This is a genomic window from Streptomyces sp. SolWspMP-5a-2 (assembly GCF_900091845.1).
Classification (GTDB): Bacteria; Actinomycetota; Actinomycetes; order Streptomycetales; family Streptomycetaceae; genus Streptomyces; species Streptomyces doudnae.
In genome coordinates, this window is the sequence record NZ_FMCI01000062.1 from 1 (window position 1) to 14,414 (window position 14,414).

Below are 14,414 nucleotides of genomic sequence, written 5' to 3' on the forward strand. Positions count from 1 at the left end.
GGGGGCGCCGGACGGCATCCCCGAGGGGGCGCCGGACGGCCGGGTGCCGGCGCTCCCCGTCGGAGCGCCCGAGGGAGCGCCGGACGGCCGGGCCGAGGCGTCGCCGGTGGGCATGCCGGAGGGCCGCCGGCAGGACTGCTGCTGCCCGGAGCCGCCGCTGTCCGACGACGAGGAGTCGCCCGAGCCGCAGGCCGCGAGGACCAGCGGCGAGAGCGCCAGCAGGGCCACGGCGGGGACGAGACGCACACGCTTCATGAGAAACAGCTCCAGAGACGATGAGGGAGGTCTGAGACCGGCACTCAATCAACGGCGCTTAGGCGGCCGTTGGGGCTGCGTTGTGGGCCGCCTGTCAACGAGGTAAAGGGATCCTCAAGTACCGCCCGTGACCTGGCACTTCGCGCCGAGCCCGGCGAAGGCGGCCGGTACAGCCCTGTGACACGGGGACCGCGTGCGCGCCCAACCCGCCCCGGGTGAGGCGGTGTTCACCGGGCGCCCGCGGATACCGCCGGGTCCCGCGGGGGAACCTCACAGGCGACGCACCCCAGGACTGAGAGGCCCGCCATGGACGCCATCGACCCCCGACCGCTCTACGCCCGCGCCACCGAGCAGACCGCCGCGGTGATCAAGGCGGTGACGCCGGAGGCGCTCGCCGGACCGACGGCGTGCGCCGAGTTCGACGTGCGCACCCTGCTCGCGCACATCGTCGGCGGCACCCTGCGGATCGCGGTGGTCGGCGAGAACGGCGACGGCGGCGGGGTGCGGGCGCTCGCCGAGGGGGTGCCGGACGACGGCTGGCCCGCCGCCTTCGACGAGGTGCGGGTGCGGGTGCTGCGCGCCTGGGAGAGCGACGAGCGGATGGCGGCGCCGGTACGGGCGCCGTGGGGCGAGGTGCCGGGCCGGGAGGCGCTGCCCGGCTATCTGATGGAACTGGTCGCGCACACCTGGGACTTGTCCGACGCGCTCGGCCACCCGGTGGAACTCGACCCGGTGGTCGGTGAGTTCGCGCTCGCCGCGGCGCACGCGATGCTGCCCGCCCCGGACCGCGAGGGCGCGGACCTGCCGTTCGCCTCGGCCCGCCCGGCCCCCGAAGGGGCGGACGCCTACGGCAGGTTGGCGGCCTGGCTGGGCCGGGAGCCGGTCAGCCGAGCCTGACCCGGGCGAGCTGGCGGGACTGGGCGACCAGCCGGTCGTCGCTGTCCCAGACCTCGGCGTCCTCCTCCAGGAAGCCGCCCGCCAGGTTGCGGGTGGTGACCGACACCCGCACGGGTCCCGGCGCGGGACGGCGGCGGACGTGGACGGTCATCTCGACGGTCGGGACCCAACCGGAGAGGCCGATCTCGAACGCGGTGGGCGGCAGCGCGTCCACCGCGAGCAGCAGCGAGAACGGGTCGGCGTCCCGGCCGTCGGCGAGCCCGAACCAGGCCCGCATCTCGCCCCGGCCGGAGGGGGCGCCGACCGCCCAGCCCAGCGTCGCGGGGTCGAGCCTGAGCCGCAGCCGGTCGGTGATGGGCGAGGCGACGGCGTCGGGCGCGGGGCCGTCCCCGGCGCCGAGGCACTGCTCGGGCGGCGGCATGGCCGGGGGCTCGGCGCTGGTGCGGACGTCGTCGGGGAGGGCGTCCAGGTCGCCGTAGGAGGCGAGGACCCGGATCCGCTCGACCTCGGTGCCGTCGTCGTCGAACTGGACGAGGGACGCCTGGCCGGTGGAGAGGGTGCGGCCGGTGCGGACGGTCTCGGTGCGCACGACGGCCGGGCCGGGGCGGGAGGCGGTGAGGTAGTGCGCCGAGATCGTGAACGGGTCGCCGTGCGGCAGCGCGTGTCCGAGGGCGCGGCCGAGGACGGCGAGCAGGTAGCCGCCGTTCACGGCGTTCATGATCGTCCAACCGGCGGAGAGGTCGATGGCGTAGACACCGGGCGCGCGCGGGACGAGGGCGGTGTCCCGGTCGAACTCGCTGTCGCCGATCGCGGCCCGGAGGGCGGGCACGGAAGCTGCGTCTGACATGTCCGAACGGTACAACATGGCATTACTAAGCGGTAGCTTTGATCCGTCTGCCCGCCGGCCCCTCTGTCCGCCCCCGCGCGGCGGGTGAGGGACCGGCAATTTCTCGGTAAGTGTCCCCACCTGTCCGAAACCCGGGAGGGCGCGGCTCCCTCTATCGGGACATGAGCCTCACCGGGACTCCGTTCCTCTGTCTGCTGATCGTGCTCTGCGCGATCGCACTCGTCCTCCCCCTCGGCCTCTGGTCGCGCCTGCGCGGCCCCCGGGCCCTGCGCGCCGCGGTCCGGACGCTGATGCTGCTGTTCGCCCAGGGCACCGCCGTCGCCCTGGTCTTCGTCCTGGTCAACAACGCCAACAGCCTCTACGACGACTGGGCCGACCTGCTCGGCACCGGCGACCACGTGCAGCGGGCCGCCGACCTGGGCACCGACGGCACCGGCGGGATAGCCCTGAACCGGCTGCCCGAGGTGCGCCAGAGGTTCACCCCCGCCACCGGTCCCGGCATGGACGGGGTCCGCGTCACCCAGCTCAGGGGCCGCGTCTCCGGCGTCGACGCCGAGGTCTACGTCTGGCTTCCGCCCCAGTACGACGAACCGGCCTACCGGCACCGCGCGTTCCCCGTCGTGGAACTGCTGCCCGGCTACCCCGGCTCGGCGAAGGCCTGGTTCGGCTCGCTCGACGCCACCCGGCAGCTCGCCCCGCTGATGCGCGACGGCCGGGTCGCCCCGTTCATCCTGGTCGCGCCGCGCACCAACCTGCTGGCCGGGGTGGACACCGGCTGCGCCAACATCCCCGGCACGGTGAACGCGGACAGCTGGCTCAGCGTCGACGTGCCGCGCATGGTGACCGGCAACTTCCGCGCCGAGCCCGCGCCCAGGGGCTGGGCGGTGTCCGGGTACTCCGCGGGCGGCCACTGCGCGGCCAAGCTGGCGGTCGCCCACCCCGACCGCTATCTCGCCGCCGTCAGCCTGTCCGGCTACAACGACCCGATCGGCGAACGGGACTCGCTGGCCGCCCAGACCCCGGCGCTGCGCGCCGCCAACAACCCCTACCTGCTGCTGCGCCGGGCCGCCGCGCCGCCCCGGGTCGCGCTCTACCTCTCCGGGCAGCCGCACGACGGCTACGAGGCCGCCGTCGCGCTCGCGCAGACCGCGAAGGCGCCGACGACCGTCCACGTGGTGTACGTCCCGCGGAGCGCGGGCGGGCACACCATGGCGCTGTGGCGGCCGCAGGTGGTGCCGTCGTTCCGGTGGCTCACCCAGGAGATGGGCGGGCACCGGGCGGCGGCGGGCGGCGCTATTCCTCCCGCACCGTCGAGCGGCGGTTCCACGCACGCGGCGCTCGCCAGTGGTACCGCATCGCGAGCAGGCGCAGGACGAAGGCGGTGACCGCGGCGAACCCGCTGGTGAGCGGGGTGAGCGCGTCGTAGCGGATGCAGAGCACGGCCATGGTGGCGCCGACGATCGCCGGGACCGCGTAGAGGTCGCGGTCCCAGCGCAGCAGCGACGGCACCTCGTTGGCGAGCACGTCCCGCAGCACGCCCCCGCCGACGGCGGTGGCCAGACCGAGGACCGCCGACGAGGTGAGGCTGAGCCCGTACTCGTACGCCTTGGTCGTCCCGGCGACGCAGAACAGGCCGAGCCCCGCCGCGTCGAAGACGTTCACCCCGGCCTGGATGCGCTCCACGTGCGGGTGGAGGAAGAACACCAGCAGGGCGGCGAGCAGCGGGGTGAGGAAGTAGCCGAGGTCGGTGAAGGCGGCGGGCGGCACCGCCCCGATCACCAGGTCGCGGAACAGCCCCCCGCCCAGCGCGGTCACCTCGGCGAGGACGGCGATGCCGAAGACGTCGAAGTTCTTGCGGACCGCGAGCAGCGCGCCGGAGATGGCGAAGACGAAGATCCCGACGAGGTCGAGGGTGTGCTGGACGGAGGGGCTGAAGAATTGCTGGAGCACCCCCGTATTCTCACCCGGGAACGAGCGCGGGCCGCGCGGGGCCGGTGCCCGGCGGCCCGCACCCCGGGGCTACAGGGCGGGCTTCCCCGGTGTGAACAGCCAGGTGTCGAAGAGGTCGCCGAGCCGCTGCCCGGAGACCTTCTCGGCCAGCCGCACGAAGTCGGCGGTGTCCGCGTTGCCGTAGCGGTGCAGCTTCGTCCAGGCCGGCAGGAGCCGGAAGAAGGCGTCGTCGCCGATGCGTTCGCGCAGCACCTGGAGGGTCATCGCGCCGCGCTGGTAGACGGCGGAGGCGAACATGGTGTCGCGCTGCGGGTCGCCGGGGAGGGTCTGCCAGAAGGCGTTGCCCGCGGGGCGGGAGTCGTACCCGGCCAGGAACGAGTCGTGCGCGGTGCGGGTGCCCTGGTGCTCGCTCCAGAGCCACTGGGCGTAGGTGGCGAAGCCCTCGTTGAGCCAGATGTCCTTCCAGTGGGCGACCGAGACGGAGTCGCCGAACCACTGGTGGGCGAGTTCGTGGACGATCGTCGTCTCGCTGCGCACCGCCGAGTAGGCCGGTTTCGACTGCACTTCGAGGGAGAACCCGGCCTCCGGCATGTCGTCGACGATGGCGCCGGTCTCCTCGAAGGGGTAGGGACCGAACAGTTCGGACCAGTAGTCGGTGGCGGCGGCCGTGACGGCGTACACGTCGACGCTGTTGCTGTCGGCGAGGACCGGGTCGATCGCCACGTAGATCGGGGTGCCGCCGGGCGTCCGGCCGGTCCTGACGTCGAACTTCCCGATGGTGGCGGTGGCGAGGTAGCTGGCCATGGGCCGGGACTCGCGCCAGTGGGTGTAGGTGGAGCCGCCCTTGTCGTACGTCGACACCAGGCGCCCGTTGGAGACTCCGGTCAGGCCACGGGGCGCCTTGATGCGGATGTCGTAGGTGGCCTTGTCGGAGGGGTGGTCGCTGGACGGGAACCAGGTGGAGGCCGCGTTGGGCTCGCAGGCGACGAAGACGCCGTCGGGGGTCTTCATCCACCCGTACTCGGAGCCGAAGACGATGGGGCCGCTGAGCGGCTCGGGGACCCCGCCGTAGGTGACGGCGACCCGGAAGTCGCGGCCCTTGCGCAGGAAGTCGCGCGGGGTGACGCGGAGTTCGTCGCCGTCGCGGGTGAACGCGGCCCGTCTGCCGTCGACTTGGACCCGGGTGACGTCGAGTCCCTGGAGGTCGAGGTCGAACGAGGAGAGGTTCTGGGTGGCGCGGGCGGTGAGCGTGGTGCGGCCGTCGAGGCGGTCGGTGTCCGGGTCGTAGGCGATGTCGAGGGCGTAGTGGCGGGCGTCGAAGCCGCCGTTGCCCAGCTCGGGGAAGTACGGGTCGCCGATGCCGGGGGCACCGGGGGCGGGGGCCGGGGCGGCGGCGGTGACGAAGAAGGAAGCCACCGCGACCGCGACGGCTCCCCAGCGTGCCGAACGGGAGAGTTCCATGAGTCGTCCCTTTCGAGCGTGACCGATCGTGCGGGCACGGACGACTCTGAACTCTCCCGTTCAGACATGTACATGACTTTGCCAAGCCGTCATGCGCTACTTCTCGGTTGACTCCTGGCCCGCGTCGGCACCGTCCGCCGCGGCGGACCCGCCGGACACCGTCCCGGTCGACGCGGTCCCGGTCGACGCGGACACGGCCTCCGCGCCACCGGCGTCCGCGACCTCGGCCGCCACCGCGGCCGACGTCTCCGCCGACTCCGCCAGCACCTCGTCCGCGACCAGCTCGGCCGCCTCCCTGGCCACCGACAGCAGCACGGTGTCCTGCGGCGCCTGGTCCTCGAAGTTCTCCGGGTGGTGGCAGGCCACCCGCTGGCCGGGCTTCAGCTCCAGGAGCGGCGGCTCGGTCGTCCGGCAGATCTCCGTGGCCTTCCAGCACCGGGTGTGGAACCGGCAGCCGCTGGGCGGCGAGATCGGCGAGGGCACGTCGCCGCGGAGCAGGATGCGCTCGCTCTTGGCGTCCTTGCGCCGCGGGTCCGGGATCGGCACCGCCGACATCAGCGCCTTGGTGTACGGGTGCATCGGCGCCTTGTAGAGCGAGTCGCGGTCGGCCAGCTCCACGATCTTGCCGAGGTACATCACCGCGATCCGGTCGGAGACGTGCCGGACCACCGACAGGTCGTGCGCGATGATCACGTACGTCAGGCCCAGCTCCTGCTGGAGGTCGTCCAGCAGGTTCACGACCTGCGCCTGGATCGACACGTCCAGCGCGGAGACCGGCTCGTCCGCCACGACCAGCTTCGGGTTGAGCGCGAGCGCGCGGGCGATGCCGATGCGCTGGCGCTGGCCGCCGGAGAACTCGTGCGGGTACCGGTTGTAGTGCTCGGGGTTGAGACCGACCACCGACAGCAGCCGCTGGACCTCCTTCTTCAGACCGCCCTCGGGCGTGACGCCCTGGAGCTTGAAGGGGGCGCCCACGATGGTGCCGATGGTGTGGCGCGGGTTCAGCGACGAGTACGGGTCCTGGAAGATCATCTGCACGTCGCGGCGGAGCGGACGCATGCCGCCCATGCCGAGGTGCGTGATGTCCTTGCCCTCGAACTCGACCGTGCCGCCGGTCGGTTCGAGCAGCCGGGTGATCAGGCGGCCCATCGTCGACTTGCCGCAGCCGGACTCGCCCACGACGCCCAGGGTCTCACCGGCGCGGACCTCGAAGTCGATGCCGTCGACCGCGTGCACCGCCCCGACCTGCCGCTGGAGCAGGCCCTTCTTGATCGGGAAGTGCTTCTGGAGCCCGGTCACCTTCAGCAGGATCTCGGGATCGCCGGCGCTCTCGCCCTGGGCGGGAATGGTCACTGCCGTGTCCTTGGATTTCTCGCTCACAGCTTCGGCGCAATCTCTTCGGTCCAGATACGCTCCCGCTGCTCCTGCGTCATGTGGCAGGCGGCCCAGTGCCGGGTGTCGACCTCGGTCAGCTCGGGGCGGACCGTGCGGGTGACGTTGTCCTTCGGGATGTCGGCGTAGGGGCAGCGCGGGTTGAACGCGCAGCCGGACGGCACGTTGATCAGCGAGGGCGGCGAGCCCTTCACCGGGATCAGGCGCTCCTGCTGCTCACGGTCGAGGCGCGGCATCGAGCCGAGCAGACCCCAGGTGTACGGGTGCCGGGGCTCGTAGAACACCTTGTCCGCGGGACCGCGCTCGATGCACCGGCCGCCGTACATCACCAGGATGTCGTCGGCGAGTTCGGCGACGACGCCCAGGTCGTGGGTGATGACGATGACCGCGGAGCCGAACTCCTTCTGCAGGTCCCGGATCAGGTCCAGGATCTGCGCCTGGACGGTCACGTCCAGGGCGGTCGTCGGCTCGTCCGCGATCAGCAGCTCGGGGTTGTTGACCAGCGACATCGCGATCATCGCGCGCTGGCGCATACCGCCGGAGAACTCGTGCGGGTAGCTGTCCACGCGCTTGTCGGGCTGCGGGATGCCGACCCGGTCGAGCATCTCGACCGCGCGGCGCTTGGCGGTCTTCTTGTCGACGGGGTGGTGGACCCGGTAGGCCTCCACGATCTGGTGACCGATCGTGTAGTACGGGTGCAGCGCGGACAGCGGGTCCTGGAAGATCATCGACATCTCGCGGCCACGCAGCTTGCGCACGTGGTCGGGGTCGGCCGACAGCAGCTCGGTGCCGTCCAGCCAGATCTCGCCGGAGAGCTGCGCCTTGCGCTTGCCGTACTGGCCCGCGGTGTGCAGGCCCATGATGCCGAGCGACGTCACGGACTTGCCGGAACCCGACTCGCCCACGATGCCGAGGGTCTTGCCCTTCTCCAGCTGGAAGCTGAGCCCGTCGACGGACTTCACCAGGCCGTCGTCGGTCGGGAAGTGCACCTTGAGGTCGCGCACCTCGAGGAAGGCAGTCGGCGCGGGCGAGGCCCCGGTGGGCTCGCCCACGGCTGCTCCGCTCTTGGTCAGGTCGCTCATGCGAGCCTCACTCGGGGGTCGATCACGGCGTACAGGATGTCGACCACGAGGTTGGCGAGCAGCACCGCGAGAGAAGTGATGAGGGTGACGCCCAGGATGATCGGCAGGTCCTGGGTCTTGATGGCGTCGAGGACCGCGCGGCCGAGGCCGGGCAGGTTGAACGTCGACTCCGTCAGGATGGCACCGCCGATGAGCGCGCCGAGGTCCATGCCGAGCATGGTCAGGATGGGCGTCATCGTCGAGCGCATCGCGTGCTTGCCGATGACGACCTGCTCCTTGAGGCCCTTCGCGCGGGCGGTGCGGATGTAGTCCTCACCCAGGATCTCCAGCATGGTGGCGCGGGTGATCCGGGCGTACATCGCCGCGTACAGGAACGCGAGGGTGATCCAGGGCAGGATCATGCCGCCGAAGTAGCCGCCGAAGCTCTGGTCGAGGGGCACGTACTGGGCGTCCAGCCAGTGCAGCCCGAAGGCGAAGATCGCCAGGCTGAGCAGGCCGGTGAAGTAGATGGGGAGGGAGACACCCGCCAGGGCGACGACCATGGCGCCGCGGTCCCAGAAGGTGCCGCGCTTGAGCGCGGAGAGCACACCCGCCGCGAGACCGAAGATCAGCCACAGCACGGCGGCGCCGAGCGCGAGACCCAGGGTCACCGGGAAGCGGTCGGTGAGCACCGGCCAGACGGCCTGCTCGCTGCGGAAGGAGTAGCCGAAGCAGGGAGCGGCGCACTGGGTGACGTCGCCGCCGCCCGAGTAGGTGCGCCCCGCGAAGATGCCCTTGAAGAACTCCCAGACCTGATGGTAGATCGGGTCGCTGAGTCCCAGCTTCTCGCGGACCGCCTCGACGGAGGCGGGGTCGGCCTGCTTTCCCACGAAGCTCGCGGCGATGTCGACGCCCGCCCACTTCGGGACGAGGAAGAAGATGCCGAAGACCACCATGACGATGACCACGAGCATCACTGCGGCGGCGAACAACCGCCTGATGAGGTAAGCGAGCACAGCTAACGGCCCGCTGCGGACCGCGGGCCACCGGAGGTCGTCCGGTGGCCCGCGGATCCGCCGCGCCGGCCTTCACCTGCCTTTCGTGCCGTACGGCGGGTGTGCCGGGATTACTTCGCGGACTTCAGACCGAGGTTGACGAAGTCGTACATGCCGCTGTAGCCGTTCGACGTGTACACGTTCGCCAGGTTGTCCGAGCGCCAGTTGATGAACTTCTCGAAGGTGAAGGGCAGGTAGTACGCGCCCTCCATGACCTTGTGGTTGATCTCGGTCGAGATCTTGGTCTTGCCGGCGTCGTCGAGCGTCTTGACGTAGGTGTCGAAGAGACCGTCGATCTTCTTGTCGTCGATCAGCGCGTAGTTGTTGTTACCGCTGTCGAGGATGTACTTGCTGTCCCACAGGGGCAGACCGTAGCCCTGGACGGACGGGAAGTCCGGGCCCCAGCCCATGATGATGATGCCGTAGTTCTTCTTCTTGACGTTCGACGGCGAACCGATGATGCCGGCCGTCTGCGAACCGTCGTACTGGTCGATCTGGGCGTTGATGCCGACCTTCTTCAGCGACGCCTGGAGCGACTGCGCCGTGGCGACCTCGACCGGCTTGTTGTTGCGCACCGCGATCGTGGTGGAGAAGCCGTTCGGCTTGCCGCAGGCCTTCAGGGCCTTCTTGGCCTCGTCGGCGTTGCCGGTCTTGTTGGCACCGGCGATCTCGTACGGGTCGTACTTCTGGCCCTCGGCGCCCGGGACGGACGGCGGGAGCATGTTGGTGCCGATGTCGCCACCCGCGACCGGGCCACCGCGCGCGGTCTGCAGCGAGACGTGGTCCGCGCCGTAGATGACGGCCTTGCGGCACTCGATGTTGTCGAACGGCTTCACGCTCTGCGGGAAGACGGCGTAACGGACGTAGCCGGAGACCGGGTTGTCCAGGTTGGCCTTGTGCTGCTTCAGGGCGGTGGTGCGGCCCTGCGGCGACATGCCGGTCTGGTTGATGTCCAGGTCCAGGTCACCGTTGAGCAGACGCTGGTCGAGCTGGTTGGCGTCCGAGAAGAACTGAACGGTGATCTTGTCCGGGTAGGCCTTGCGGACCGGGTCCGACGCCTGCTTCCACTCGGTGTTGCGGACCAGCGTCAGGTTCTTGCCGGGGCTGTACGACTCGAACTTGTACGGGCCGGTCGCGAACGGGTGCAGGCCGTACTTCGACTTGGTGTCCTTGTCCTGGCGGACCGGGGAGGCCGACACCAGGGCGAGCACCTCCTCGAAGTCCGAGTTGGCGGTGGGCAGGTGGAAGACGATCGTCTTGTCGTCGGGCGTGTCGATCGCCTTCAGACCGAGCTTGTCCTTGGACGTGTCCTTGTAGGGGCCCTTGTACTCGCCCTTGGGGTCCAGGAAGTCCTTCAGGTACGTCGGACCGCCGGACAGGACGTCCTGCGCCCAGACCCGCTCGATGCCGTACTTGATGTCCTTGGACGTGATCGGCTTGCCGTCCTCCCACGTCACACCGTCGCGCAGCGTGTACGTGTAGGTCTTGCCGTCGTCGGTGACCTTGGCGAGACCGGAGGCGAGGTCCGGGGTGATCTCCGCACCCGGCTTGCCCGGCTCCGTCTTGTTCGTGACGAGCTGGCGCGAGTAGTAGCGCGCGAAGTTCCACATGAAGCCGTAGTAGCCGCGCGTGGTGTCCCACGAGTCGGCGTCCTGGGCGCCACCGAACTTCAGCGTGCCGCCCTTCTTGGCCTCGGAGGCCTGGGCGACCTTGTTGTTGGCCGCGTCGAAGCCGGCCGCGCCGCTCTTCGAGCCGCCGTTGTCGTCGTCGCCGCCGCCGCACGCCGCCGTGGTCAGCAGCGCGGCGACCGCGGCAGCGGCGGCAAACGCCTGCTTGCGCCGCCCTGGGGTGCGTTGGGTAGTCACGATCTCGGATCCTCCGGATTAGATGAGAGACCCCGTGTTGGAGCCACGGGACGCTTGGAGTGCGGCGAGGTTCAGCGGGACGCCTTCGGGTCCAGCGCGTCCCGCACGCCGTCGCCGAAGAGGTTGAAGGCCAGGACGGTGATGAAGATCGCCACACCCGGGACCACCATGTACATGGGGTCGGACTCGTAGTAGTCGATCGCGCTGGAGAGCATCTGTCCCCAGGAGGACGTGGGCGGCTTGACTCCCACGCCGAGGAAGCTGAGCGCGGCCTCGGTGAGGATGTTCGTCGGGATCATCATCGTCGTGTACACGACGATCGGGGCGACGAGGTTGGGCAGCAGCTCCTTGAACAGGATGTAGAGGCGGCCGGCGCCGAGCGAGCGGGCGGCCTCGACGTACTCGCGCTCACGCATCGAGATCGTCTGGCCGCGCACCACGCGCCCGATATAGGGCCAGCCGAAGAACCCGATGACCACGATCATCACGAAGACGCGCACGTTCGAGCCGGTGAGGCCCAGCATCGCGTTCGGCATGACGGAGACCAGGGCGATCGTGAACAGGAGCTGCGGGAAGGCCAGCAGGCCGTCCATCACGCGGCTGATGAGCGAGTCGACCCAGCCGCCGAAGAACCCGGCGAGGATGCCCAGGATCGTGCCCAGGAAGACCGCGACCATGGCCGAGAGGAAACCGACCAGCAGGGAGACGCGGGCGCCGTAGAGGACGCGGGCGAAGATGTCGCGGCCGTTGACCGGCTCGACACCGAGCAGGTGCTCGCCGCTGATACCGCCCAGGGCGCCCTTCGGGGTGCCGAACAGCGGGTCGATCAGGCCCTCGTTGTACGCGTCCGGGTCCTGGCCGACCAGGTGCGTGATCACCGGGGCGAGCAGCGCCAGCAGGATCAGCACGAGGACGACGACGCCGCCGGTGAGGGCGAGCTTGTCCCGCTTGAGCCGCTCCCAGGCGATCCGGCCGAGGGAACGCCCCTGTACGGCCGTCACCCCGGTGGTGGCGACCGCAGCTTCCTCGGCCGCGCTCGGGGCCGCTTCCGCGGTCGGCTCGTGCAATGGTGCCGTCATCTGGCAGGGACCCCTCTCAACCGGCGGTAGCCGGCCCGCACTTGCCGCTGTAGCGGCGTGATCAGTCCGTCGAACTCAGGGACACAAGGCCCCTGGTGCGGGAGTCTTCAACGCTTTGGCGATCTGCTGCCAGGGCTGAAGGGGAAAGGATGCGTAAACGTGATGCGCTCAGGAGGGTTCCGTTATCCGGACGGTGGGTAACGGGGGTCGGACGTGTCTGAATTCCTCAATAACGGACATTCAGTGAACTTCCGGCCGCATCTACGCGCGAAGAACCGCGCGCACCGCCTCAGTAACCGCCGCGTACCGGTGGGTAGCCGTAACCCGCCGTCGGCGCCTGGGCCGGAGCGGCGTGCGCCTCGCGGTCGTAGAACGGGCGCGCGCTCGCCCGCATCCACATCGCCACCGGATCGTTCTCGTCGGTCATCGCGACCGTCGACACCGGGAGCCCGTCCGGCACCGCGCCGATCGACTGCTGCATCATCGCCCGCACCGAGTCCACGGCGGGCGGCGAGGTGTCGTAGACGTCGAGCCCGATGGCGAGGTACGGCGCCCCCAGGGCGGGCTGCACCCAGGCGCGGCGCAGCGAGCGGACGGCCGGGGTGCGGTGGGCGTTCTGCGCGAGCAGGGCGTAGAACTGCGGCACCTCGATGCCGGGCTCGGAGAGCCGCAGCGGACCGGCGGGCTGCCGTTCGAGGCCGGTGGCGATACGGCGCAGATCCAGCCACGGGATGCCGAGACCGCCGCCCGGCGCGTGCGGGTTGAGCCAGAGGCCGAAATGGTCGGGGTAGAGGGTGCGGGCCACGTCGAGCCCGTCGACCACCTCGTACGAACGGTTCCAGCCACTCGCGGACAGCTCCTGGGCGGAGGTGACGCAGGGCGCGTAGCCGTGCCCCTCGACCTCCATGTTCCCGTACTGGGCGTCGGGGGAGCCCGCCTGACCGTGCCACAGGAGCATCCAGATCTGGCCGGAGGACGGCATCGCCAGGGCGCGCAGGAGCGCCTCGTAGGCGTCGTAGCGCCCTGGGGTCACCTGGCGCAGCATGTGCTCGACCTGTCCGGCCGCCGCGGTGCCGCTGGCGCTCACCTGTACCGCCCCTTCTGGAGGTTGCCCGGAGTTCGGGAACCAGCTTAAGCGCCGAGGGGCCCGCAGCGGTCTCCCGTGCGGGTCCGCCGTCGGCTCAGAACGCCCTCTGGTAGAAGGGCCGGACGTTGTCGCGCAGCCAGGTGGCGACCGGGTCGTCGGTGACGTCGAGAAGGACCAGGTTGACCGGCCAGGAGGGGTTGACCAGGCCCATCGCGCGTCCCAGCGCCTGGGTCGGCAGGGCGTGGACGTCCCCCTCCAGGTGGGCCAGCTCGACGCCGACGAACATCACCGGCGGGGCCGTCTCGACCTCGGCGAGGCAGCGGCGGGCGGTGCGGACCACGCCGATCGCCTCGAACTCGGCGGCGGCGGTGGTGAGGAAGTCGACCGGGTCGTCCTGCCAGTCCGGTTCGAAGAGGCGGACCCGGCCGCCGCTGGCGGGGCCGCCGGGGGCGGGGTGACCGGCCCTGCACAGCTCGGCGACGGCGGCGGGCGGCAGCGGGACGCCGACCGTGCCGTCGGGGTTGACCGCCAGGCCGACCTGCGGGGGCAGGCCGCGGGCGAACTCGACGGCCGGGGCGATGGCGAAGGACATGTGGGAGCCGACCGCCTGCCGGAACTGCTCCTCGGAGCTGAAGACCGGCACGTACGCCTGGCCCTCGATCTCCAGGGTGGGCAGGTCGAGCGGGACGCTGTCGGGGCCGCCGCCGTTGGGCAGGGGTATCCAGAGGAAGCTGCGGGCCAGCACTTCGACGATCCGGCCGCCCGCCGTGGGGACGCCGAAGGAGGCGGAGAGCACCTCCTCCAGTTCGTTGCCCGGCCAGCCGCCGTGCGGCTGGGGGTGTGCCTGCTGGGGAAAGTCCGCGGGAAGTTCCGCCGGGAAGTCCATCTCTGTACCGACCGCCTGCTGAGTACCACTGGTGGGTGGCTCAGGCTAACCGGTGCGGCGCCGCCTGTGACCTGCCGGTGAAGCCGATCCCGCGCAGGGCGTCCGCCGCGTCCCGGTCGAGCAGCACCGCCGAGCCCGCGCCCGCGGGCAGGTCGCCCCGCTCGACGGCCCTGATCAGCCGGGCGGCGGCGCCCCGGTGGCGCAGGAACGCGTACCGGGAGACGCCCCGGCCGCGCTCGCGCTGGCCGGAAAGCGCGGTGTCGGGGGTGACGTCGAGCAGCAGCAGGTGCAGGGTGCCGCCGCGGCGCCGGGCGGCGCGGGCCAGCCAGCCGCGCACCCAGCTCTGGGTGCCGCAGTCGTGCACGACGACGCCGCCGTCGCCGCGCAGGGCGCGGGCGAGGGCCGCGTAGTGGGCGAGCCGGACCAGCGGCCGGTAGACGGCGTACGGCAGCCGGTGGCCGAGCCGGGCGTCCCAGGTGTCGCGGGTGTCCTGGGAGTCGACGCGGGCGCCGCGCACGGCCCGGCGCATCAGGGTGGACTTGCCGCTGCCGGGCAGCCCGGTGACGACGACCACGTCGC

At 71.0% G+C, this 14,414-nt stretch carries 14 protein-coding genes; 2 read left to right on the forward strand and 12 right to left on the reverse strand.

The window, feature by feature from the left end:
- Positions 1 to 255: hypothetical protein (locus tag GA0115242_RS06125; RefSeq protein WP_093825335.1), on the reverse strand; the 255-nt coding region annotated here is incomplete at its 3' end.
- Between the two features lie 306 nt (positions 256 to 561).
- On the opposite strand from GA0115242_RS06125, the gene GA0115242_RS06130 reads away from it, so the two are divergent.
- Complete coding sequence (locus tag GA0115242_RS06130) at positions 562 to 1,152, forward strand: TIGR03086 family metal-binding protein (RefSeq protein ID WP_093825313.1); 591 nt, start codon at positions 562 to 564, stop codon at positions 1,150 to 1,152.
- Here the strand turns inward: GA0115242_RS06130 and GA0115242_RS06135 are convergent.
- On the reverse strand, positions 1,139 to 1,999 hold the full coding sequence (locus GA0115242_RS06135) for a thioesterase family protein (protein ID WP_093825337.1): 861 nt from the start codon (positions 1,997 to 1,999) through the stop codon (positions 1,139 to 1,141). The genes GA0115242_RS06130 and GA0115242_RS06135 overlap by 14 nt on opposite strands.
- Before the next feature lie 161 nt (positions 2,000 to 2,160).
- On the opposite strand from GA0115242_RS06135, the gene GA0115242_RS06140 reads away from it, so the two are divergent.
- Positions 2,161 to 3,384 carry an alpha/beta hydrolase gene (locus GA0115242_RS06140; protein ID WP_093825315.1) on the forward strand — a complete coding sequence of 408 codons (1,224 nt, stop codon included), beginning with the start codon at positions 2,161 to 2,163 and terminating at the stop codon, positions 3,382 to 3,384.
- On the opposite strand, the gene GA0115242_RS06145 is transcribed toward GA0115242_RS06140, so the two are convergent.
- The 10 genes from GA0115242_RS06145 to GA0115242_RS06190 all read right to left on the reverse strand — a co-directional run.
- Entirely contained in the window at positions 3,293 to 3,949 is a 657-nt protein-coding gene (locus GA0115242_RS06145; RefSeq protein WP_093825317.1) for a trimeric intracellular cation channel family protein, read from the reverse strand. The two genes, GA0115242_RS06140 and GA0115242_RS06145, sit on opposite strands and share 92 nt — an antisense overlap.
- Positions 3,950 to 4,018: 69 nt before the next feature.
- On the reverse strand, positions 4,019 to 5,410 hold the full coding sequence (locus GA0115242_RS06150; protein ID WP_093825319.1) for a M1 family metallopeptidase: 1,392 nt from the start codon (positions 5,408 to 5,410) through the stop codon (positions 4,019 to 4,021).
- A 96-nt stretch (positions 5,411 to 5,506) separates the two neighbouring features.
- The gene (locus GA0115242_RS06155; protein WP_256089381.1) at positions 5,507 to 6,763 is read right to left on the reverse strand and encodes an ABC transporter ATP-binding protein; all 1,257 of its coding nucleotides are present in this window, start codon (positions 6,761 to 6,763) and stop codon (positions 5,507 to 5,509) included.
- 23 nt (positions 6,764 to 6,786) lie between these two features.
- The gene (locus GA0115242_RS06160) at positions 6,787 to 7,884 is read right to left on the reverse strand and encodes an ABC transporter ATP-binding protein (RefSeq protein ID WP_093825323.1); all 1,098 of its coding nucleotides are present in this window, start codon (positions 7,882 to 7,884) and stop codon (positions 6,787 to 6,789) included.
- Entirely contained in the window at positions 7,881 to 8,879 is a 999-nt protein-coding gene (locus tag GA0115242_RS06165) for an ABC transporter permease (protein WP_093825325.1), read from the reverse strand. The genes GA0115242_RS06160 and GA0115242_RS06165 overlap by 4 nt, the downstream gene beginning before the upstream one ends.
- 110 nt (positions 8,880 to 8,989) lie before the next feature.
- The gene (locus GA0115242_RS06170; protein WP_093825327.1) at positions 8,990 to 10,783 is read right to left on the reverse strand and encodes an ABC transporter substrate-binding protein; all 1,794 of its coding nucleotides are present in this window, start codon (positions 10,781 to 10,783) and stop codon (positions 8,990 to 8,992) included.
- Between the two features lie 71 nt (positions 10,784 to 10,854).
- Entirely contained in the window at positions 10,855 to 11,862 is a 1,008-nt protein-coding gene (locus tag GA0115242_RS06175) for an ABC transporter permease (protein ID WP_093825329.1), read from the reverse strand.
- Between the two features lie 289 nt (positions 11,863 to 12,151).
- Positions 12,152 to 12,949, reverse strand: a complete 798-nt coding sequence (locus tag GA0115242_RS06180) for an enhanced serine sensitivity protein SseB C-terminal domain-containing protein (protein ID WP_093825331.1) — start codon at positions 12,947 to 12,949, stop codon at positions 12,152 to 12,154.
- 94 nt (positions 12,950 to 13,043) lie between these two features.
- A complete protein-coding gene (locus GA0115242_RS06185) occupies positions 13,044 to 13,835 on the reverse strand; it encodes an enhanced serine sensitivity protein SseB (RefSeq protein ID WP_093825333.1) in 792 nt (263 codons plus the stop codon).
- 40 nt (positions 13,836 to 13,875) lie between these two features.
- Positions 13,876 to 14,414 (reverse strand): AAA family ATPase (locus GA0115242_RS06190; RefSeq protein ID WP_093825339.1); only part of this gene is annotated, 539 nt, incomplete at its 5' end.